The sequence below is a fragment of the Arthrobacter sp. EM1 genome (assembly GCF_029964055.1).
Lineage (GTDB): Bacteria > Actinomycetota > Actinomycetes > Actinomycetales > Micrococcaceae > Arthrobacter.
On record NZ_CP124836.1, the window covers coordinates 3508308 to 3529509 of the forward strand.

The window sequence follows — 21202 nt, forward strand, 5'->3', positions numbered from 1 at the left end:
TTACTGCCCGGGCGGGACGATCCCTTCGCTAGGATGAGACGATGACCCGAGTGCTGGACCCTCAGCGATTGTCCGCGGGCCGCGTGCTTGCGGCCAGTACGGCCCTGCTCACCCTGGGCGCAGTACTGACGGGGATGCTGCTCACGGACGTCCAGCATCCCCCGTTTCAGTCCCTGGACGAAGGCTGGGCCGGCGCGATCACCGCCCTGCGCGCTCCGTTCTGGGACGGGCTCAATGGCTTCCTCAACCTGGCCGGCTACCGGGGCGTCCTGGTGCTGCACGGGTTGCTCGTCGTGGTCCTGCTGCTGCGAAGGCGGGCGCGGACGGCAGTTTTCGCCGCCGCAGCAGGGATAGTTGTCCTTGGTCTTACCCAGATCCTCAAGGCGGCCATCCTCCGCGAGCGGCCCGCCAACACCATTGTCCTGACCGACACGGGATCATTCCCTTCCGGCCACGTTGCGAGCACAGCCGCTTTCCTGGTGGTGGTGGCAATTCTGCTGGGCCGCGCCTGGGCCGGGGTGCTTGCCGGTCTTGGCGTCTTGGCCATGATGGTCAGCCGCACGTATCTGTCCGCCCACTGGCTCGTGGACACGGTCGGCAGCATATGCCTGGCCGTCCCGGTGGTGCTCCTGCTCTGGCTGTCCTGCCGGAACATCTGCATTCAGGAAAATGGAGATGCCCGCCGGCTTATCAGCTGGCGCGCGCGGGCTTCGCGGCGCCGGCGAGCAGCAGTGCCCCAAGAATTGGAATCATGATGGTCAGCAGTGCCACCCGGATGCCGACCAGGTCTCCGAGGTAGCCCAGCAGCGGCGGCCCCGCCAGGAATGCGATGTACCCGATCGTGGAAACCACTGCAACACGGGCGGCGGCATGCCTGGGATCGTCAGCCGCGGCCGACATCCCCATCGGGAACGCAAGGGCGGCCCCTGCACCCCAGAGCACCGCGCCGGCCGTGGCCCACCAAAGATTCCCGGCCAGCACAAAGATCCCCAGCCCTGCGGCGGCCGCCGCCATACTGGCACGGAGCACGGGTACCCGGCCGTAGGCGTCAATCGCCCGGCCGCCGAAGAACCGCACAGCGGTCATGGCCAGCACAAAGGCGGCAAAAAGCAGCGCACCGGTGGAATCTGTGGCCTTCAGGCCGTCGACGGCGGCTTTCGCGATCCAGTCGTTGCCGGCGCCTTCGGTAAGTGTCGCCCCGAGCACCACCACGCCGATCAGCAGTGTCCGACCGTCCCGCCAGGCCGTGTGCCCCTTGGGTTCCGTCCGCTCCCCGGCTACCGCCGCTGGTGCCGGGAGGTGCGGCAGGAAATAGCGCGGCGCAACAACCGTCAGTGTGGCGACGATGACGGCGATCACCAGCAGGTGCGCCGGAAGCCCGACACCCAGACCCGCCAGGCCAGCGCCGATCAGGGCGCCGAGGAACGCGCCGCCGCTGAAGGCTGCGTGGAACTGCGGCATGATGGTGCGCCCGAGCTGGTGTTCGACGTCGGCGCCTTCAATGTTCTGGGACACGTCCCACAGGCCAATGCCGACACCGAAGAAAAACAGTGCAACGGCGGTTCCCGGCACGGAGCCGGCCAGCAGCGCCAGCGCCACACCGACGCCGGCAAGAGCCGCGACCAGGCCGGCGGCGCGCACGGCATTCGCCGTCCCGATCCGTCCCACCACGTGGCCGGCAGTGGGCAGGGCGACCAGGGATCCCGCCGCCACGCACAACAGCAGGGTCCCCATCTGCCCGGAGGAGATGCCAAGGATGTCCGTCACCGCCGGGATGCGGGCGGCCCAGCTGGCGAATACCAGCCCGTTAATTCCGAAGATCAGGAAGGTGGCCGCTGCGGCGGCGTTGAGTTGCGGGCGGGTTGCCGTCTTGGTCATACGATCACTACTTCCACCGAGTGTTGGGTGAGCTGGTCAAGGTCTCCGGCACTGAACTGATGGTCCGTGACGAGGACGTCCACGGCGTCCAGCGACGCGACAAGTGCGACGGCGGTGGCGTCCCATTTGGCTGCGCAGCAGGCCACGATCACCCGGGCCGCGGACTCCACTCCAGCGCGTTTTACCGCCGCGTCGTCGAGGTCGTGGGCCATCATCCCATCCCGGAGGTTCAGTGCGCAGGGCGTGAGGACGGCTGCATCAAACCGCAGCGAACGGATGTTCGATTCCGTCATGGGTCCGCGGAAAGACCGTTCGCCGGCGAGCAAACTCCCGCCGGGCAGCAGCAGGTCGGGATGACGGCCGGCAGCTGGGCCCCCTTCGGTCAACGCGCTGACGGCCTGCAACGACATCGGCATCACGGTCATCTGCCGCAGCCTCAGCTGGCGGGCCACCGCGGTGGCAGTGGTGCCGCTGTCCACCCAGACGTGCCCGCGGTCCGGCAGCAGTGCGGCGACGCCGGCCGCAATCCGCACCTTCACGGCGTGGTCCTCGATTTCGCGTTGGCCGTACTCAGGGTATCCGCCCCCCAGAACGAGGCTCCGGGCACCGCCATGGACCCGGCGGAGAACGCCGTGCCGGGCCAGGACATCCAGGTCACGGCGGATCGTCGCACCGGAGGCACCAACGGCGCCCATCAGCTCATCGATCGTTACATGCTCCTGGTGCCGCAACAGTGCTCCGATGCGGCGGTGGCGCTCCTCAGTCCCCATGTACAAATGATAACCGAGCGTGATCATTTGATCACTCCTTGCGCAAATGTATTCTGGCGTTATGGCTGAAGAACTATTTACGGACGGCAGGGTCTCCGGCGCCGGGGAGTACCTCGACGGCGAACGCCACGGCCGGTGGGTCTTTTACTTCCGCAGCGGCCAAGTCAAAGCCGAGGCAGGTTACCGTCGCGGACAGCTCAACGGCGACTGCGTCTGGTACCGCGAAGGAGGCGGACTGCTGCAGAAGGGGGCATTCCGGGACGGGCAGCAGGACGGCTTCTGGCAGCGGTGGCACCGCAGCGGCGAGCTGTTGGACGAGGGATCCTTCGACGTCGGACGGAAGACTGGCGAATGGATCACCTACGCCCCGGACGGCACCGAAACCAAGCGCAAGACCTTCAAATAGCCCAACGCTCTCTCACCTTTCGCACGAAAAACGCCAACGCTCTCCCATCCCGTGAGAGAGCGTTGGCGCAAAACGTGCAGGAAAGGAGGGAGCGTTCTGTCTACCGCGTGACCTCTTCCAGCAGCTCGAGCACGTGCCTGTACTGGGCACCCGTGGCCCGGGTCATGCCCAGTTCGCAGGTCCGGTTGCAGGAGGCGTGGGCGGCGGCTTCCATGTCGGCCACTTCCGCAGCCTGTTTCGCGGTCGCCGACGCTGTCAGTTCCGGGTGCAGCATGCCCCGATCCCCGGCGAACGCGCAGCAGCCCCAGTTTTCCGGGATCTCAACCCGGTCCGCCACGGCGCCGGCGACGGCGCCCAGGGCATCGTTGAGGCCCATCCGGGTGGACGAGCAGGTGGGATGGAGCGCCAGTGACTCCAGCTTCTCGTGGCCGGGCAGCCGGGGCAGGATCCGTTCCGCGGCGAAGTCCACGGCGTCCAGCATCCGCAGGGCGCGCTGCCCTGCCGCGGGTGCGTCCGATTCCACCGCCTGGCGCAGGCCCTCGGTGCAGGAGGACGCGTCGCACACGATTGGAAGCTCCCCCTCCCGGGTCGCCTCCCGGAGGGCGGCCAGGGTCTTCTCCCTCATCGTTCTTTGGCCCGCCGCCATGCCTTTCGAGGACCAGGGCGTGCCGCAGCACAGGCCATCGATGCCTTCGGGTACGAGGAGGGTGAGCCCGGCCCGGGCACAGAGTTGTTCGAAGCTGTACTGGACGCCGCGTCCCTGACCGTCAGGACCGGCTCCTGCCGGTCCGAACATAGCGCCAACACAGGCCGGGAAGTAGACGGCGTCAACTTCCCCCGCCGGGGCCTGACGCTTGCGCACCGGGCCGCCGCCGGGCAGTTCGGCGGAATACAGCGGCACCGTATCTTTCCCGAGCACTGCCCGCGCTGCGTGGTTGGGTGCGGCGATGGCAGCGGCCGGGAGCTTGTTGACGACCGTCAGCGCCAGGGAGGCGCCGCGCGTAACGCCCTCCCAGTGCTTGGCGGCGGCGTTCCAGGCACCGTTGGCGAGCGGACCGGCGTCGGCCTTCCGCAGGCGTTTCACGAGCGATCCGGTGTTGATGTCCACGGGGCAGGCGGTCTGGCACATCCCGTCCACGGCGCAGGTGTCCACGGATTCGTACTCGTAGTCCTTTTCCAGCTCCTTGACCAGCACCGTGTCCCCGGCCAGCCGCGCGGATTCGATGGCGCGCAGCGTGACGATGCGCTGCCGCGGCGTAAGGGTGATGTCCTTGCTGGGGCACACCGGCTCGCAGTAGCCGCAGGAGACGCAGCGGTCCACTTCCTCCGCGACGGGCGGCGCCGTCTTGATATGGCGCAGATGCGCCAGCGGATCCTCATCCATCAATACGCCCGGGTTGAGCATCCCGGCGGGGTCGAAGAGCCGCTTGACGGTGCGCATGACGTCGTAGAGCTCATCCCCGTACTGCCGTCGGACGTAGGGGGCCATGACTCGCCCGGTCCCGTGCTCTGCCTTCAACGATCCGCCCTCGGCCAGGACCAGGTCCACCATGTCTTCGGTGAACGCGCCGTAGCGGTCCAGTTCGGCCGCGGTGGCGAAGCCGTCCGTGAGCATAAAGTGGACGTTGCCGTCCTTGGCGTGGCCGAAGATCACACTGTTGCTGTAGCTGTATTTATCGAAGAGCCGGATCAATTCCCGGCAGGTGCGTCCCAGCACGGGGACCGGGACCACAATGTCCTCCAGCAGCGCGGTGGTTCCCTGGGGACGCGCTCCGGCGACCGAGGCGTAGAGGCCTTTGCGCAACTGCCAGAGCTGGCCGCGTTCCCGGGAGTCGCCGGTGAACCGGGCGGGGGCGGACAGCCCGAGGCCAGGGAGAATGTCCTCGCCATGGCGCTGGAGTTCCTCCAGTTGCGCGGCGCTGCCGGCGGAGTACTCCACGAGCAGGGCGGCGTGGTCCCGGACGACCAGGTCCTGCACGACGGCGGGTGTTCCCTTGAGCGTCTGGCCCACCTTGAGGGACAGCCCGTCCATCAGCTCAACGGTGGCGGCCCCCGTCGCGACGAGGGCGGGCAGGGCGGCGTTGGCGGCCTCGAGGTCCGGGAACACCAGCAGGCCTGCGGCGGCATGCGGGAGCCGCTGGATGGTGCGGAAGACCGCTTCGGCCACGAAACCGAGGGTGCCTTCGCTGCCGACAATCAGGTGGGCCATGATGTCCACGGGGGTCTGGAAGTCCAGCAGGGAGTTCAGGCCGTAGCCCATGGTGTTCTTCATGGAGAACTGCTGCCGGATCCGCTGCACGGAGTCCGGATTGTTCCTGACCCGCGCGGCCAGCCGGGCCAGGCCTTCGTGGAGTTCCGGCTCGAGGGCACGGAGTTTCTGGTCGGCGTCGGCCGCCGCGGTGTCGATCACGGTGCCGGAGGGCAGCACCACGGTCAGCGACTCCAGGGTGCGGTAGGTGTTGTCCACTGTGCCGCAGTTCATGCCGGATGAGTTGTTGGCGACCACACCGCCGATAGTGCACGCTGCCTCGCTGGCCGGATCGGGCCCGAATTTCCGGCCGTAACGGGCGAGCCTCGCATTGAGCGCCCGCACGGTGACGCCGGGCTGGACGCGGACCCGGGCGCCGCCGTCGAGCACTTCGATGTCCCTGAAGTTGCGTCGGACGTCTACGAGCACGCCATCGGTGACTGCCTGCCCGCTGAGGCTGGTGCCGCCGGAGCGGAAAGTCAGCGGCACTCCTTGGGCCGCGCTGGCGCGCAGCAGACCGCCGACGTCGGCGGCGCTCCCGGCCGTGACGACGGCCTGCGGGATCAGCAGGAAGTGCGAGGCGTCATGGGCATTCGCGTGCAGGTCGATCGCCCGGGTCTTCACCTGGGCGGGGTCCTGCACTGCCGAGCGGAGGCCAGCCAAATCGAGGGGAGCCATCAGGGCACCATCCAGCCGAGCACGGGGGTGGACTGCAGGAAGATCAGCACGGTGATGAGCGCAAGGAGCCCCAGGCTCCAGCCGATGAGTTTCCGGAACAGGGTCCCCTCGGCGCCGTCAAGCCCCACCGCCGCGGCGGCAACGGCCAAGTTCTGCAGCGACAGCATCTTGCCCATCACGCCGGCGGAGGAGTTGGCGGCGGCCATCAGCACCGGAGACAGACCCGTCTGCGCCGCTGCGGTGGCCTGCATCTGGCCGAACAGGGAGTTGGAGGAGGTGTCGGAGCCGGTCAGTGCGACGCCGATCCATCCGATCAGTGGCGAGAGGATGGCGAAGAAGCCGCCCGCTGACGCCAGCGCGAAGCCCAGGGTGGTGGTCTGGCCGGACAGGTTCATCACGAAAGACAGGCCCAGGACGGCGGTGACGGTAACGATGGTCCAGCGCAGCTGGACCAGAGTTTCCTTGTAGATGCGCAGGCCCTGGGATGCCGTGATCTTGTACAGCGCCATGGTGATCAGCCCAGAAAACAGCAGCAGGGTGCCGGTCGCCTTGAGGTGGTCGAGCTTGAACTTGGTGGCCGCAACCGGTTTGCCGGCCGCATCGGTGATGTCCAGGCCCGGCCAGGCGAACGTCACGCTGCCGACCTGGCCAAGCCAGGTTTTGACGGCCGGAAGCTGGGCGACGGAGAACACCGCGATGATGATCAGGTAGGGTGCGATCGCCATCCAGATCTGCCGGGGTTCGGGCCGGGAGTTATCGATCGGAACCCCGGTGCCGGGGGCGGCGGCCACGGAGCCCTTGGCGGCGGAACCGCCGTCCCGGGAAGTTCTTCCGGTCGTTGCGGCAGCAGCGGCGTGCACAGCCTCCGGGGTGCTCTCGGCGGACCCGTCCATCCCGACAGTTTCTGTCGGCTGCCAGAACTTCAGCATCAGCAGCACCGCGGCCACGGTCACGACGGCGGCGACAACGTCAGTCAGTTCAACGGCGAAGAAGTTGGACGTGACAAACTGGGCCACGCCGAAGGCGGCGCCTGCCACGAGGGCCACGGGCCAGGTCTGCTTGACGCCGCGGCGGCCGTCGACGATGAACACCAGCAGCAGCGGCACGATCAGTGCGATGAACGGCGTCTGGCGGCCGGCCATGGAGGACAGATCATGCAGCGGCAAGCCGGTGACGCCGTTCAGGGCGATGATGGGCGCGGCCATCGCGCCGAAGGCGACGGGAGCGGTGTTGGCCAGCAGCGAGACCACTGCTGATTTCAGTGGTTTCATGCCGGCTGCCATCAGCATGGCGGCGGAGATTGCCACTGGCGCGCCGAATCCGGCCAGGGATTCCAGCAGGGCGCCGAAGCAGAAAGCGATGAGGATTGACAGGATCCTCAGGTCGTTTGAGATGGAACGGATGGTGCGTCCCAGCACTTCGAACCACGGGGTGGCCACGGTGAGCCGGTATATCCAGAGTGCGTTGACCAGGATCCACAGGATCGGGAACAGTCCGTAGAAAATGCCGGCCGCGGTGGCGCTCAGGGCCTGGTTCACCGGCATCTGCCAGCCGACGATGGCCAGCAGGAGGGACAAGGCCAGGCTTGCCAGGGCCGCCTTGGGGGCTTTCACCTTGAAGACGCCGAGTAGGACGAAGAGCAGGACGAGCGGAAGCGCCGCGCAAAGGGCCGAAATCACCAGGGACCCGGCAATGGGATCGAGGATCTGCTGAAACATGAGTCTCCAGATTGTGTTAGGCGTCACAACACCGTGGCGCCCTTCGATTGTCTTACAAGTGCACATGTTGGTCAAGCCTGACCAGTTGTCTTGTCTGGCAAGATTGGGACTGAATCAAGAAACTCTTGGCGGAATGGGAGCTCCGGTGCCTGGCCGAATTGCAGCAGTCTCGATCGTGGACGCGGTCGCCTCGGATCTGCGAAACCGGATCTTTGCCGGTGCGCTTGGCTCCGGGGACGCCCTGACGGAGTCGGAGGTCGCCTCCTCCTACGACGTGGCGCGGCCGACGGCGAAGGCCTCAATCGAGAAGCTGGTCGGCGAGGGGCTGCTGGACCGCGGGACCCACAAAACCGCCCGGGTGGTCGAACTCGGCCCGGATTCCGTGCGGGACATCTATCTCGCCCGCGCGTATCTGGAAAGCGAAGTGCTGCGCCGGCTCGCAACCGCGCGGGAGGTTCCGGCCGCGGCGGTGCAGGCCAACCGCGACATCGCGGCGGTTCAGACCGGCGCTCCGCTCGACGTCGTCGAACCGGACATGCGGTTCCACACCAGCCTGATCGACGCCGTGGGCAACGAACGCATCAGCCGGATGTACCGCTCGCTCGTGGGTGAGGTGCGGCTGTGCATGGTCCGGATTCAGTCCCTCCACCTCCTGGACACCGCGCTGATCCAGGCGGAACACCAGAGGATCCTCGAGCTGATCGGGGCCGGACAGGGCGAGGCTGCCGCCGTCCTCCTCGACGAACACTTGGGGCGCGCCCGTGAGCGGCTGGTCGCTGCCATGGGAGGAACCGCCGGCCCGGAGGCTGCACAGCCGTCCGGGCTGTTTACGGAGTAGTTGGCGCAAAACCTGCAGCAAGGGAAGGCGCGTCGAGGAACTCCGTCCGCGGGCTTGTGGCTAGCGGGCGCGCTCGACGCGCTTTTCGTCCCAGACGGGCTCGGCCGATTCGTAGACCTTGCCGTCGGAGCCAAAGACCAGGAAGCGGTCGAAGGTCCGTGCGAACCAGCGGTCGTGCGTCACCGCCAGGACGGTGCCTTCGAAGTGGTTGATGGCGCGTTCCAGCGCTTCGGCCGAATGCAGGTCCAGGTTGTCCGTAGGTTCGTCCAGCAGCAGCAATGTGGCGCCGGAGAGCTGCAGCAGCAGGATCTGGAAGCGGGCCTGCTGGCCGCCGGAGAGGGATTCATACTTCTGTTCCGACTGCGGGGCCAGGCCGTATCCGTCGAGTGCACCGGCGGCGGCTTCGCGCCCCATCCCGGAGCGGTGCTCGTCTCCGCGGTGCAGGATTTCGAGCAGGGTCTTGCCCAGCAGGTCCGGGCGGACGTGCGTCTGGGCGAAGAAACCGGGCCGGATGCGGGCGCCCAGCTTCACCGTTCCGTCGTGCGGCACTTCGGCGATGTCAACGTCGGAAACCGGCAGGTGCTCCCGCTCCGGGTCGGTACCGCCGGTGGCCAGCAGACGCAGGAAATGGCTCTTGCCGGAGCCGTTGGAACCCAGGACGCCGACTCGGTCGCCGAACCACACTTCGGTCGAGAACGGCTTCATCAAACCGGTGAGGCCCAGTTTCTCGGCGACGACGGCGCGCTTGGCGGTGCGCCCGCCCTTGAGCCGCATCTGCACGTTCTGCTCGATCGGCAGCGCCTCGGGCGGGCCGGCTTCGAGGAACTTCGCCAGCCTGGTCTGGGCGGCGTGGTAGCGGTTGGCCATGTCCGAGCGGAACGCGGCCTTGTTCTTGTACATGTTGACAAGTTCCTTGAGCTTCACGTGCTCCTCGTCCCAGCGCTTCCGGAGCTCCTCGAAGCGCGCGTTCCGGTCCGCTCGGGCCTCCACGTAGGTCCCGAACCCGCCGCCGTGGATCCAGGCCCCGGCACCGTTAATACCCGGTTCAAGGGTAACGATGCGGCCCGCTGCATTGTTGAGCAACTCACGGTCGTGGCTGATGAATAGGACTGTCTTTTTCGATTCGTTGAGCTTCGCCTCGAGCCAGCGCTTACCGGGAACGTCAAGGTAGTTGTCCGGTTCATCCAGCAGCAGCAACTGGTCCGGGCCGGCGAAGAGTGCCTCCAGCACCAGGCGCTTCTGTTCACCGCCGGAGAGGCTGGACGCGGGCCGGTGCTGCGCCCGGTCAAAGGGGAGCCCCAGGGCAGCCATACAGACCTCGTCCCAGACCGTTTCGACGTCGTACCCGCCGGCGTCGCCCCAGTCCACAATGGCTTGGGCATACTTCATCTGGGTGGGCTCGTCGTCGTGCTCCATCATCGCCAGTTCGGCCTCGTCGACGGTGCGGGCGGCGGCTGCCAGGGCGGGAGGCGCGGCGGAGACCAGAAGGTCACGGACGGTTGAATCATCCCGGACCTGACCCACGAACTGCCGCATAATTCCCATGTTGCCGGAGCGCCCGACCACACCTTCGTCCGGGACAAGGTCTCCGGAGATGATCCTGAACAGCGTTGTTTTGCCGGTTCCGTTGGGTCCGATCAGAGCAGTTTTAGTGCCGTCCGGAACCTTGAAGGTCACACCGTTGAGCAGCTGTGTGCCGTCGGAGAGGAAGTAATCGATGTTGGAAACGTCAATATGAGCCACCCTTCCATCCTCCCACGGCACACACGCGCCGCCGGGGGCGCCCCTAGCCCGCAGCGGTAAGGAACTCCTTCAGGAGCGGGCCGGAGGTCGTGGCGCCGAGTCCGCCGTCCTCGACGAAGACAGCAACAGCAAGGTCGCCGTGCACCGCCACGATCCAGGCGTGGGTCTTGGGTGGATCGTCCTTGCCGAACTCTGCGGTCCCGGTCTTGGCGCCCACCGGCGCTCCGGGAACGGATGCGAGGAAGCCTGCATGTCCGGAGGTCACGACGGCCCGCATCATGTCCGAGAGCAAGGCGGCCTCGGCCGCGGTCACCGGCGTCCCCGAGGTTTTCGCCGGAGCCGGAGCTGACGACGCCGGGCCAGCCGATGTCGTCGTCGGCTCGGCCGTCGCACCCGCCCGGGTGGAATCGTCGCCGGCGTTGGGATTCAGCACGAGCTGCGGGGTAACGGGGGCGCCCTTGGCGACGGATCCGGCCATAATGGCCGCTGACAGCGGAGACATCAGCACCTTGCCCTGGCCGATCATCGACGCGGCGTGCTCGGTGCCTTCGGAGGTCCCGGGGACGGAGCCAAGGAACGCGCCGGCTCCAAGACCGGGAGCTTCCACGGCCACGCCCAAGGAGGTGGCCGCGGATTCCTGCTGGGCCTGGCTGACAGTATCGCGGGCATTGATAAAGGCCGTGTTGCAGGAGTGCGCAAAAGCGTCCCGCAGGGTCACGGAACCCAGAGAAGCCGCCGGATAGCCTTCGGCATTTTTGAAGGTACGGCCGTCGACGGACAATGTTGCGGGGCACTCAACGATCGAATCGGGAGTTATACCGTTGCGGATCATGGCCAGGGAATCCACGATTTTGAAGATGGAACCGGGGGCGTACTGGCCCAGCATGGCAGTGTCGTAGCCGTTGCTTCCCGGGCCTGAAGCGGCGGCAAGCACCGCGCCGCTGGAGGGCCGCAGCGCCACGATGGCCGACGCCGGTGCGACCTTGCCCAGAACATCCTCGGCCAGTTGTTGCAGGGCCGGGTCCAGCGTGGTCTTCAGCGCCGTCCCCGGCGTGATCTCCACCTGGAACAAGCCCCGGCGTCCGCCGTTCAGCAGCCCTTGCCGTTCTTCGGCGGAGAGGCCGGCTTTTTCCGCGAAGACCTGGATGCCGTCGGTGCCGCGGAGTTGGGCATCGTACTGCTGCTGCAGTCCGCCGGTTCCCGTGGTGTCGCCGGCTTTGAGTGCCCCGCCGGACTTTTCAATTTGTTCGGCGTTGGCCTCGGCAACGGTGCCCAGAAGTGCGCGGGCGAAGGTTCGGGTCGGTGCCAGCGGAAGGGAGTCAGCGATCGCCCGGGCCCCGGGAATCGCGGCAATTTGATCGTCAGTGATGCTCTGGCCGTCCTGGCGCAGGGTAATGGCCGGGACAAAGGCTTCCGCACCGGCCGCGGCGACCTGTTGGGAATAGGCGGCGGGGTCGACTCCCACCAGTTGGGCGAGCCGGGTGGCGGAAGCTGCGGGATCGGCGGTCCCCAGCCGGGGCTTGTCGATGCCGACGTTCACCACCGGCCGGTAGGTAACCAGCTTGGCGTCCCCAGCACCCAGGATGTCAGCCCGCGCCGGCGACTGGGACATGGTGCCGAGGACTTCGCCGTCTGCCAGTTCGGGCACCAGCGACGCCGGGTTCCAGACGGTGAGCCACTTGTCGCCCGATTTCTTGAGCTGGGCGAAGGTGGTGTATTTCCACTCGCCGGTGCCGATCTTCCAGCTGTAGTCCAGCGGGATCGTAGCGGTGTCCTTGTCCAGTTTCAGCTCGCCGGTCACGACTGAAGGCTTGGCCGGATCCAGCGCCTTGAACACCTCTTTTAGCTGTTCGTTGGCCGCTCCGGAGTCTTTGCCTTCGAACAGCACTGCCGCGACGTCGAGCGCCGCGACAGCGGAAGCAAGCTGTTTCGCCGCATCCTGCGCGCCGGCGCGGCCATCGGAGCAGCCCACCAACGAGCCGCCAAGTATGAGCCCCACCAGGGCAAGTGAAAGTTTTGATGATTTCCCCATCGCGCCATTATGCACCGGCCAGCGGAAGAATCTCGTGTCACATGGTCCTTGCCGGCGATCAGGGGTTCCGGAGCGGGAGGCCGGCGGACCCTGGGCCGGCCTGTGCCGGGCTCTTGGAGGGTGACGCCTAAAGTGCGAGCGAAGGCAGCGTGAGCCCGAATATGTCCTTCAAGGCATATTTAGCAGCATGGTACCCCGGCATCCCGGTCACCCCGGGACCCGGAGGTGTGGAGGACGAACACAGGTACACGCCCGGCAGCGGCGTGCGCCAGGGTGCGGTGCCCAGGACGGGCCGCCTGATGATCCCGCGGAGGTCCATCATTCCGGCACTGAAGTCACCGCCGACATAGTTCTCGTTATACCCTGCCAGGCCGGCCGCCGTCGTGACGTGGCGGCTGCGGACGAGGTCGCGGAATCCGGGGGCGAAGCGCTCCAGCTGGGCTGTTACGGCTTCGGCCATGTCCACGGTGGAACCTGCCGGCACGTGGCAATAGCTCCACAGGATGTGCCGGCCGGCGGGTGCCCGGCCGGCGTCAAAGCGTGATGGCTGCGAGACCAGGACGTAGGGCCGGTCCGGATGCCGGCCCGCGGCGACAAGGTTTTCGGCTTCGGCCATCTCCGCCCGGGTGCCTCCGACGTGGACAGTGCCGGCATCGGCCAGTTCGGGCGCGGCCCAAGGGACGGGTCCGGACAGGATGAAGTCGACCTTGCAGGCCGCGTCGCCGAACCGGAACGACTCCAGGGCGCGCCGGTACCGTTCCGGGAGCCGTCCGTCCGCCAGAGCCAGCAGCCCCGGCGGTGCCACGTCCAGTAACGTCGCCCGGACCGGTGGAAGCTCCGCCAGGGACCCGATCCTGGCAGCTGTTTCCACATCTCCGCCGTGCGCTTTGATGTCCGCCACCATGGCCTGGGCGATTGCCGCGGATCCGCCTATCGGAACGGGCCAGCCCCCCGTGTGGGCCAGCGTCGCCAGCATAAGGCCGGCTGCGGCCGCCGCCGGGGCCGGCAGCTTAGACACTGCGTGCGCCGCGACGCCGGTCAACAGCGCCGGTGCCAGCTCCTCCCGGAACCGTGCCCGCCAGAGCGGCGAGCCCTGTTCCAGCACCCGGGCACCGAACAGGGCCGCCGCCATCGGGTCCTTGGGCAGGCGCAGAAGCTGGTTCAAGGCCAGGTCCGTAACGCCATCGGCACGGTCCACCAACGGGGCCATGAGCCGCGCGAAAGCCACGCCGTCGCGGCCCAGGCCGGCAGCGGTGCGCTCGAGTGAGCGGTACGCAAGGGCCGCCTGGCCGCCGTCGAGAGGTGTCCCGTACGAAACGTCGGGAACCTCCAGCCGGATCCGGCGGGACAGCTCGAACTGCCGGAAGAAAGGCGAGGCCAAGGCCATCGGGTGTACTGCCGAGCAGACATCATGAAAGTGGCCGGGCTCCATCAGTTCCCCGGTGCGCAGGCCGCCGCCCAGTGTCGGCGCCGCCTCGTAAACGTGCACCTTCAGTCCGGCGCGGGCCAAGGTCACGGCCGCGGCAAGCCCGTTCGGTCCTGATCCCACAACTGCGACATCAGGCATCCGCTGATTCCTTACGCCAGGGCAGAACGGATTTAGTGGGGTGGAACAGGTCCACCCGCAACCTGTCCGGCGCGCCGTCGAACGGGCCGCCCTGCGGGTCATCCATGCCTTGGCGGCGGACCACGTCATAGCCGGGGTCCCAGATGTCCCACGCCACCCGCACCATCAGGTAGCCAATGGCGATCATATGGAAGGCCACCGCGAGGACGTAGTAGGGCATATCAATATTGTGCTGGGAGACCCCACCGCTCGTCACCTGTCCGAGATACATCCAGACTGCCGCCCAATGCAGGCCCTCGACGGTCTGCCAGATCAGGAAGTCCCGCCACCTCGGCCGGGCCAGGGCCAGCAGCGGGATGAGCCAGATGACGAACTGGGGTGAGTACACCTTGTTGGTCAGGATAAACGCGGCAACAATCAGGAACGCCAATTGCGCGAGCCGGGGACGCCTGGACGCTGCAAGGGCCAGCACCGCGATCAGCACACAGGCGAGCACAAACAGGTTCAGGGCGAGGGTGTTGATCGCCTCTGCCTGCAGGGGTTGCCATCCGAGGCGGCCGGCGACGAGGTTGTAGGCAAACCAGGGCGAGCTGTAGCCGGCAGGCCGGTCCTCGGTGAACTGGTAGAAGTATCGCCAACCCTCCGGGTTAGCGGCGGCGACCGGAACATTGACTGCCAGCCACGCGGCAGCGCCGGCGCCGGCAGTCACCAGGATCGCCCGTACCTTTCCCGTGCGCAGCGCCAGGAGCAGGACCGCCCCCAGGATCAGCAGCGGGTAGAGCTTGGTTGCGGTGCCCAGTCCGATGAAGATCCCGGCCAGCACGAGCTTGTTCCGGGAGAAGCAATACATGCCCAGAGCCAGCAGCCCAACCGCCCACATGTCCCAGTTAATGGTTCCGGCCAGGATAATACCGGGAGCCACCGCCACCATGGCCGCGTCCCACCGCCGTCGGCGGGCCATCCGTGCCGTGGCGAGCACCGTAATGATCCAGACGGCGGCGATCAGGGTGGCATTGATGTCAAAGTAGGCAAGAATCCGGGCCGCAGAAACGCCCCCGCCGGGTACCAGCACGGCGGTGCTGCCGGCGATGAATCCCATCAGGACGGGGTATTCGAAAAAAGTCCCTGGGGTGATGAAGGGAAAGGCACCGTCTCCCAGCCCGCGGTTCTTGAACAGCTCAGGGAAGTCCGAATAGCAGGTCGCGTAGAACTGACCAGGGGTTTCCCAGCCGCTGGTGCGGCAGTAGGACTTGATGAGGATGCCGAGCACGGCTGCCAGGACGGTCAGCATGATCAGGACGCGTTCGACGGTAAAAAATCCGGGGGAAATGACGCCGGGGGCGCAGCGGCGGCCCATCGGTCCGCCGACCAGCTCCGTGAAGTTCCTCAGCAGGGCATCGCTGCGGCTGGGGATAACCAGCCGGACACGTCTGCGGTGCTCCGGCGGCTTAGTCTCCTGCATGTCCCTGAGCATACCGGGGTGGAGGCGCCTGACCGCGCCGGGCAGGGCCGGTGCCCGCGGGAATGGCGCCGGTGTTTCCTGAACGGGCAGTTAACGGGGGAGCCCACGCGTCGCCGCGTGGGCTCCTTGCGGATCAGTTCCGTTGTCAGGCACCAGGTCCTCCTTCGATGGCGCGAACCTGCCTCAGCGGATGAACCCGATCCGGTGCATTGTAAGAAAGACATCTTCCCGCTTCTGGTCCAGGAGCGGGCCGTTGAACTGCGTCTTTCGCCGTGGGCCAGGGTTGAGGCTCAGCTGCAGTAGTCTCTGGAGTTTCTTCTTCATGGCGGTCACCTCCCTCCGGTGGTTCGCGCCGCGCGGCCGGGGAGTGGTACTGGCGATAGTCACGATGGACCTTTCATTGGTGCTACTGGAATAGGGAGTAATTGGGCATGACAATTAAGGCCTCTGTTAAATAAGGAAGAAAGGGCCTTAATGGGGCACGGAAAAGCCGAGGCTCTTTAAGGAATTTCGCTAAAGCGAAAAAGTGGCTCCTGGGCGCGGAAAGCGGCAACCCCAACAAGAAGCTGGGTTCCGAACTTTAGGGATGCTGCGAAACCACGTGGTTCCGTCCGGTTTGGTCCGTTGTCACGCCACCGCCAGGACGGGCGGTGGCGGTGTTATCCCGGCTGGGGGCCCAGTTACAAGAAACTAGGCCGCGAGCAGAAAATTCAGGAGACAGTCGGGCCAAAATTCGGGCGCGGCTCAGCGACAGAGGCCGGGGTGGCAGTGACGAGGTACATCCGTCCGCTAGTCAAAGTAATCATTTCTCCCAACCTCCTTTTCTGTTGTGCCGTGGCTCCGGCTGATCGGCCGGGCGACCTGCGCCTTGACCCCGGCAGGAAGCCTTGGAGTCAGAATTAAAATTACACTATGAATCCAGCGTTTGACCAGTGAATTCATTAACTTTCTTGGAGTTGTTTTATAAACAGTATTTATAGGCCCCAGCGGACCACTGCCGGCGTCTTTTTATCCCAACCGAGTGTGCAGACTTTGGCGGTTCCCAAGACGAAGTGGCGTCCTTCGTGCGCATCGAGCCCCAACCACCGCGCGGTGAGGATCCGGGAGAAGTGTCCGTGGGCCACGATCAACACATTATCCAGGCCGGATTCCAGCACCCGGGCCACGATCTTGTCTGCGCGCGCGGCAACGTCATCCAGCGATTCGCCGTTGGGCACGTCGTGGGTCCAGATCAGGTACTCCGGGTTGTCCTTGCGGATGAGGTCCGAACTGATGCCCTCGTAATCGCCGTAGTCCCATTCGACCGCGAGGGGTTCCAGTTGCGCGTCGGGAAATCCAGCCAGTTCCGCGGTTCGCCGGGCCCGGCGAAGCGGTGAAGTCAGCACCAGGTCAAAGTCGACGGCGTCGAGTACCTTGCGGGCCTCAACGGACTGCTGCTCGCCCTCCACTGTGAGCGGCACGTCGGTGAGGCCGGTGTATTGGCCGCTCTTGGACCACTCGGTTTCGCCGTGCCGGAGGATCCACAGCTGCGGACGGGGACTGTTGGAGGGTGCAATCACTTAGGACTCCTCGGTTGAAAGTGGGAGGGCGGACTCGGGCTGGGCTGCCCACCATTGGTGAAGTTTGGCCTCGGCCACATCGGCATCCAGCGGCCCGTGCTCCATCCGTTCCTCCAGGAGGAAATTGTAGGCCCGGCCGACGACGGGTCCCGGCTTGAGTCCCAGGATTTCCATGATCCGGCCGCCGTCCAGGTCCGGGCGGACGGCCTCGAGGGATTCCTGCTCGCGCAGCGCCGCAATCCGTGCCTCCAGGTCGTCGTAGGCGAAGGAAAGCCGTTCGGCCTTGCGCTGGTTGCGGGTGGTCACATCCGAGCGGGTGAGCCGGTGCAACCGCTCCAGGAGCGGACCGGCGTCGGTGACATAGCGTCGGACGGCAGAATCGCTCCAGCCGGCATCGCCGTAGCCGTAGAAGCGCATGTGCAGTTCCACCAGCTTGGCCACAGCTTTTGTGGTGTCGTTGTCGAAGCGCAGCGCCTTCATTCGTTTTGACGTTAGTTTGGACCCGACCATGTCGTGGTGGCGGAAGCTCACGGCGCCGCCCGCTTCGAAACGGCGCGTGGCCGGCTTGCCGGCGTCGTGCATCAACGCGGCGAACCGCAGCACAAAGTCCGGACCCGGCACGGCGCCGTCGCTGGCTGTTTCAAGTGCAGCCGCCTGCTCCAGGACCTGGAGCGAGTGCTGGTAGACGTCCTTGTGCCGGTGGTGTTCATCCGCCTCCAGCCGCAGGGCCGAGACCTCAGGAAGGACAAAGCCGGCCAGTCCCGTGTCCACGAGCAGGTCCACTCCGGACCGGGGGTGCGGGGCGCAAATGAGTTTGACCAGTTCATCGCGAACGCGTTCGGCCGAGATCATGGTAATTCGTTCTGCCATCCGGGACATGGCGGCGCGGACATCCCCGTGCACAGTGATTCCCAGCTGCGCGGCAAAACGGGCAGCACGCATCATGCGCAGCGGATCATCGGAGAAGGAACTTTCCGGCGCGCCCGGGGTGGCGAGGATTAGCGCCTGCAGGTCGCGTACTCCGCCGAATGGATCCACGAGTTCTAGCGCCGGTAGGCGCAGTGCCATGGCGTTGATCGTGAAGTCGCGGCGCAGCAGGTCATCCGTCAACGACTTTCCGAACGCAACGACGGGTTTGCGGGAATCGGGATCATAGGCTTCGGCGCGGTAGGTGGTGATTTCGATCTGGAAGCCCGACTTGCGCATCCCGATGGTGCCGAAGGCCCGCCCGATCTCCCAGAAGTTATCAGCCCATTTCTTGATGAGGGCAACTGTCTGGTCCGGAGTGGCGTCGGTGGTGAAATCCAGATCGGGGGAAGTCCGGCCCAGGAAAAGGTCGCGAACGGGTCCGCCCACCAAGGAGAGCTCGTGGCCGGCGTCGACAAACCGTTGCCCGAGCTCCAGGACCACCGGGTCTACCTGGAAATCAACGGTGTGCGGGTAAATCTCGTGATGTGCGTGCGCCATAGTTTCTTAAGCTTGGCAGAAATCCCGGCCAGCACCACACCGAAAGCCTTCCGAGTCCGGCTGCTGGCCCCCAGAGGGAGCGGGAACAAGCGTCCGACTTTCCCTGGCGTCCACTTTCCTGCCATGTTCAGGTCATCAAGTGCGGGCAAGAGTCGTTAGAGTGGACATCATGGCCCACCCCGTACCGAGCGCTCCCGGCAGGAGGACAAACGCACCGTTGCCATCGGCAATCGGTGCCAACGTCGCGCCGGTGCAGCACTCCGGGCAGGCGTCCCTCCCTACTGTCGAGGAAATTTCGGCCGGCGGCGTTGTGGTGGACACCACCGACGCCGAACTCCGCGTAGCGATTATTGCCCGCCTAAACCGCGGCGGGCGGCTGGAATGGTGCCTCCCGAAGGGTCACCCGGAGGGCAGGGAAAGCAACGAGGAAGCCGCCGTCCGTGAAATCGCGGAGGAAACCGGCATCGAGGGCAAGATCCTCGCCCCGCTGGGCAGCATCGACTACTGGTTTACGGTCAGCGGACACCGCGTGCACAAAACCGTCCACCATTATCTGCTGCAGGCCACCGGCGGTGACCTGACGATCGAGAACGATCCGGATAAAGAAGCCGTGGACGTCGCCTGGGTTCCCATTCACGAACTGGCCCGGAAGCTTTCTTTCCCGAACGAGCGCCGCATCGCCGACCTCGCCAAGGATGTCCTTCCGGACCACCGCTAGGGCCTCGCCCGCCCCGCATTGCGGCCCGGATAGCGCACAAAGCCACATTCGGGTGAGACGATGAAGCTAATGTCATCTGCCAAACCCACCCCCGCGCCCTCCGGCCCTGCCGACTCCCAAGCTGTCCAATCCGGAGAAGTCCGTTCCAGCGCCATCATGGCCGCCGGCACGCTGGTTTCGCGTTTCCTGGGCTTTGCCAAGACGTGGCTGCTGGCAGCCGCACTCGGGTTGGGCTCCACCGTCAACGACACCTTTATCAATGCCAACAACCTGCCGAACCTGATCTTCCTGCTGGTCGCCGGCGGGGTGTTCAACGCCGTGCTGGTGCCCCAGATCATCAAGGCAAGCAAGGCCGCCGACCGGGGCGCTGATTACATCAGCCGGTTGCTGACGCTGGCCGTCCTGGTATTGCTGGGCCTGACCCTGGCGGTAACGCTGCTGGCGCCTTCGGTCATTGAACTGACCACTCAGGGTTACTCGCCGCAGCAGAAGGCACTGGCGGTGTCCTTCGCGTTCTGGTGCCTGCCGCAGATCTTCTTCTACGGCCTGTACGCCCTCCTGACGCAGGTCCTTAATGCCCACGGAGCGTTCGGTCCGGCAATGTGGGCGCCGATCCTGAACAACATCGTGGCAATCGCCGGGCTGGGGATGTTCATTGGGATTATGGGCACCAATGCGGCCAACTCTCACACCCTGGACACCTGGGACTCGACCCAGACAGTGCTGGTGGCCGGATTCTCGACAATTGGCGTGATTGCCCAGACCGCCATCCTGCTGATTCCGGTGTTCAGGCTCCGGCTCGGACTGCGCCCGCGTTTCGGCTGGCGCGGGGTTGGGCTGGGCCAGGCCGCCAAGCTCAGTGTCTGGACCCTCGCGACGGCCGCCGTCGGGCAGCTTGCTTTCCTCTATGTCATGCGTATCGCCACGATCCCGGGCGCGGAACGGCTCAGGCTGGAGCAGACGGGGGATCCGGCCGCAGGCTCGTTGCCGGGCAATGCTGTGCTGGAGGTGGCGAGCCAGCTTTACTTGCTCCCGCATTCCATCATTGCCCTGTCCCTGGCCACTGTGCTGTTCAACCGGATGACGCGTGCCTCGCAGGACGGCGATCGTGTGGCGCTGCGCAACGCGCTCTCGCACGGGCTGCGAACCATGGCCGTGGCGACGGTTTTTGGTGCCCTTTCCTTGTTTGCCCTAGCCGGACCGCTGGGCATGTTCTTCTCCGGCGGGGTGCCCCAGGACGGCGTTATGCTGGCCCAAACGCTGACCATCCTGGCCCTCAGCACGCCGTTTATGAGCGCCAATTTTATGATGTCCCGCGTCTTCTACGCCAATGAAGATGCCAGGACACCGTTTTTCATCCAACTGGTCCTGGCCATCGTCAATGTGGTTACCGCTTTTGCCATCCAGTTCCTCCCCTTCGGCCAGATCATCTTCGCGATTGCACTCCTGTACACCGGCGGCAACATCCTCTCCGTAATCGTCAGCGCAGTCTTCCTGCGGCGCCTCCTGGGCCACCTGGACGGCCCGCGGATCGCCAATGCCTACATTCGGATGGGCTACGCCGCGCTGGGTTCCGCGGCGGCCGGAGCGGTTGCCCTGTGGCTGTTGGGCAGCTACACCCCCGATGGCTTCGCCTGGAGCAGTCCCATTGCCGCCCTAGTGAGCATCATCGTCGTCGGGCCAGTTATGCTGGCGGCTTATCTGCTGCTGCTCAAGATCTTCCGGGTGACCGAGCTGAGCGACCTGCTTCAGCCACTGATCGGCCGCCTGCGCCGCCGGTCGGTTGTTCCGCAGGATGCCGGGAATCTTCCCGACGGCGCTGCGGCGGCGCACCCGAAACCGGAGCGCGCCACAGTATCGGTGGATACCGGACTCATCCCGAGGATTTCCGGGGAATTCGACGCCGCATCCTTCCGCGCCGGCCCCGATCTGGCTGAACAGGACGAACGCTCAGCCCACAGCGGACCCGACGGCGGCTACCTCCCCGCCGAGGACCTGCCCAGCACCGCTGAGGGCGGCCTGAGCGGTGACGTTCCCCTGCCCGGGCGCAGGACGTACCAGGGCCCGGTGGGCCACAACCCCTATTTTCCGTTCGGCGGCAGGAAGAAAAAATAGCAG

The 21202-nt window shown here is 65.9% G+C and carries 16 protein-coding genes; 5 read left to right on the forward strand and 11 right to left on the reverse strand.

The genetic code is table 11. From position 1 onward, the window contains the following. Positions 1–41: 41 nt before the first annotated feature. A complete protein-coding gene (locus QI450_RS16275; RefSeq protein ID WP_226775587.1) occupies positions 42–755 on the forward strand; it encodes a phosphatase PAP2 family protein in 714 nt (237 codons plus the stop codon). Here the strand turns inward: QI450_RS16275 and QI450_RS16280 are convergent. Beyond that, a complete protein-coding gene (locus QI450_RS16280; protein WP_226775586.1) occupies positions 691–1878 on the reverse strand; it encodes an MFS transporter in 1188 nt (395 codons plus the stop codon). The two genes, QI450_RS16275 and QI450_RS16280, sit on opposite strands and share 65 nt — an antisense overlap. Further along, entirely contained in the window at positions 1875–2648 is a 774-nt protein-coding gene (locus QI450_RS16285) for a DeoR/GlpR family DNA-binding transcription regulator (RefSeq protein WP_226775585.1), read from the reverse strand. Before QI450_RS16285 ends, QI450_RS16280 begins: the two co-directional genes overlap by 4 nt. 61 nt (positions 2649–2709) lie before the next feature. Here QI450_RS16285 and QI450_RS16290 point away from each other — a divergent pair, with 61 nt between their 5' ends. Beyond that, positions 2710–3054: a hypothetical protein gene (locus QI450_RS16290; protein ID WP_226775584.1), complete on the forward strand. Its 345-nt coding sequence runs from the start codon at positions 2710–2712 to the stop codon at positions 3052–3054. 100 nt (positions 3055–3154) lie between these two features. Here QI450_RS16290 and QI450_RS16295 read toward each other — a convergent pair whose 3' ends face one another. Together QI450_RS16295 and QI450_RS16300 are read right to left on the reverse strand one after the other, a co-directional pair. Next, positions 3155–5980, reverse strand: coding sequence for an FAD-binding and (Fe-S)-binding domain-containing protein (locus QI450_RS16295; RefSeq protein ID WP_226775583.1), 2826 nt, complete (start codon positions 5978–5980; stop codon positions 3155–3157). After that, a complete protein-coding gene (locus QI450_RS16300) occupies positions 5980–7698 on the reverse strand; it encodes an L-lactate permease (RefSeq protein WP_226775582.1) in 1719 nt (572 codons plus the stop codon). The genes QI450_RS16295 and QI450_RS16300 overlap by 1 nt, the downstream gene beginning before the upstream one ends. Positions 7699–7843: 145 nt before the next feature. On the opposite strand from QI450_RS16300, the gene QI450_RS16305 reads away from it, so the two are divergent. Further along, positions 7844–8536: a GntR family transcriptional regulator gene (locus QI450_RS16305; RefSeq protein ID WP_226775581.1), complete on the forward strand. Its 693-nt coding sequence runs from the start codon at positions 7844–7846 to the stop codon at positions 8534–8536. A gap of 60 nt (positions 8537–8596) precedes the next feature. On the opposite strand, the gene QI450_RS16310 is transcribed toward QI450_RS16305, so the two are convergent. The 7 genes from QI450_RS16310 to QI450_RS16340 form a co-directional block, all read right to left on the reverse strand. Beyond that, a complete protein-coding gene (locus tag QI450_RS16310; RefSeq protein WP_226775580.1) occupies positions 8597–10279 on the reverse strand; it encodes an ATP-binding cassette domain-containing protein in 1683 nt (560 codons plus the stop codon). Between the two features lie 43 nt (positions 10280–10322). After that, positions 10323–12311: a penicillin-binding transpeptidase domain-containing protein gene (locus tag QI450_RS16315; RefSeq protein ID WP_226775579.1), complete on the reverse strand. Its 1989-nt coding sequence runs from the start codon at positions 12309–12311 to the stop codon at positions 10323–10325. A 127-nt stretch (positions 12312–12438) separates the two neighbouring features. Continuing rightward, on the reverse strand, positions 12439–13878 hold the full coding sequence (locus tag QI450_RS16320) for an NAD(P)/FAD-dependent oxidoreductase (RefSeq protein WP_226775578.1): 1440 nt from the start codon (positions 13876–13878) through the stop codon (positions 12439–12441). Further along, positions 13871–15340 (reverse strand): glycosyltransferase 87 family protein, encoded by a 1470-nt coding sequence (locus QI450_RS16325; RefSeq protein ID WP_226775577.1) that lies wholly within the window; start codon positions 15338–15340, stop codon positions 13871–13873. The genes QI450_RS16320 and QI450_RS16325 overlap by 8 nt, the downstream gene beginning before the upstream one ends. Before the next feature lie 183 nt (positions 15341–15523). After that, positions 15524–15664: a hypothetical protein gene (locus QI450_RS16330; protein ID WP_226775576.1), complete on the reverse strand. Its 141-nt coding sequence runs from the start codon at positions 15662–15664 to the stop codon at positions 15524–15526. A 650-nt stretch (positions 15665–16314) separates the two neighbouring features. After that, complete coding sequence (locus QI450_RS16335) at positions 16315–16899, reverse strand: histidine phosphatase family protein (RefSeq protein WP_226775575.1); 585 nt, start codon at positions 16897–16899, stop codon at positions 16315–16317. Continuing rightward, the gene (locus tag QI450_RS16340; RefSeq protein WP_226775574.1) at positions 16900–18366 is read right to left on the reverse strand and encodes a CCA tRNA nucleotidyltransferase; all 1467 of its coding nucleotides are present in this window, start codon (positions 18364–18366) and stop codon (positions 16900–16902) included. A 169-nt stretch (positions 18367–18535) separates the two neighbouring features. Here QI450_RS16340 and QI450_RS16345 point away from each other — a divergent pair, with 169 nt between their 5' ends. Next, the gene (locus QI450_RS16345; RefSeq protein ID WP_226775573.1) at positions 18536–19084 is read left to right on the forward strand and encodes an NUDIX hydrolase; all 549 of its coding nucleotides are present in this window, start codon (positions 18536–18538) and stop codon (positions 19082–19084) included. Between the two features lie 60 nt (positions 19085–19144). Further along, complete coding sequence (murJ, locus tag QI450_RS16350) at positions 19145–21199, forward strand: murein biosynthesis integral membrane protein MurJ (protein ID WP_226775572.1); 2055 nt, start codon at positions 19145–19147, stop codon at positions 21197–21199. The last annotated feature ends 3 nt before the right edge of the window (positions 21200–21202 follow it).

Bases quoted from the DNA above. Each gene is read 5' to 3' on its own strand.
- QI450_RS16290 (WP_226775584.1), top strand. From the start codon at position 2,710: ATGGCTGAAGAACTATTTACGGACGGCAGGGTCTCCGGCGCCGGGGAG.
- QI450_RS16280 (WP_226775586.1), bottom strand. From the start codon at position 1,878: ATGACCAAGACGGCAACCCGCCCGCAACTCAACGCCGCCGCAGCGGCC.
- QI450_RS16315 (WP_226775579.1), bottom strand. From the start codon at position 12,311: ATGGGGAAATCATCAAAACTTTCACTTGCCCTGGTGGGGCTCATACTT.
- murJ (WP_226775572.1), top strand. From the start codon at position 19,145: ATGAAGCTAATGTCATCTGCCAAACCCACCCCCGCGCCCTCCGGCCCT.
- QI450_RS16340 (WP_226775574.1), bottom strand. From the start codon at position 18,366: ATGGCGCACGCACATCACGAGATTTACCCGCACACCGTTGATTTCCAG.
- QI450_RS16325 (WP_226775577.1), bottom strand. From the start codon at position 15,340: ATGCAGGAGACTAAGCCGCCGGAGCACCGCAGACGTGTCCGGCTGGTT.
- QI450_RS16330 (WP_226775576.1), bottom strand. From the start codon at position 15,664: ATGAAGAAGAAACTCCAGAGACTACTGCAGCTGAGCCTCAACCCTGGC.
- QI450_RS16300 (WP_226775582.1), bottom strand. From the start codon at position 7,698: ATGTTTCAGCAGATCCTCGATCCCATTGCCGGGTCCCTGGTGATTTCG.
- QI450_RS16295 (WP_226775583.1), bottom strand. From the start codon at position 5,980: ATGGCTCCCCTCGATTTGGCTGGCCTCCGCTCGGCAGTGCAGGACCCC.
- QI450_RS16275 (WP_226775587.1), top strand. From the start codon at position 42: ATGACCCGAGTGCTGGACCCTCAGCGATTGTCCGCGGGCCGCGTGCTT.
- QI450_RS16345 (WP_226775573.1), top strand. From the start codon at position 18,536: ATGGCCCACCCCGTACCGAGCGCTCCCGGCAGGAGGACAAACGCACCG.
- QI450_RS16320 (WP_226775578.1), bottom strand. From the start codon at position 13,878: ATGCCTGATGTCGCAGTTGTGGGATCAGGACCGAACGGGCTTGCCGCG.
- QI450_RS16285 (WP_226775585.1), bottom strand. From the start codon at position 2,648: ATGGGGACTGAGGAGCGCCACCGCCGCATCGGAGCACTGTTGCGGCAC.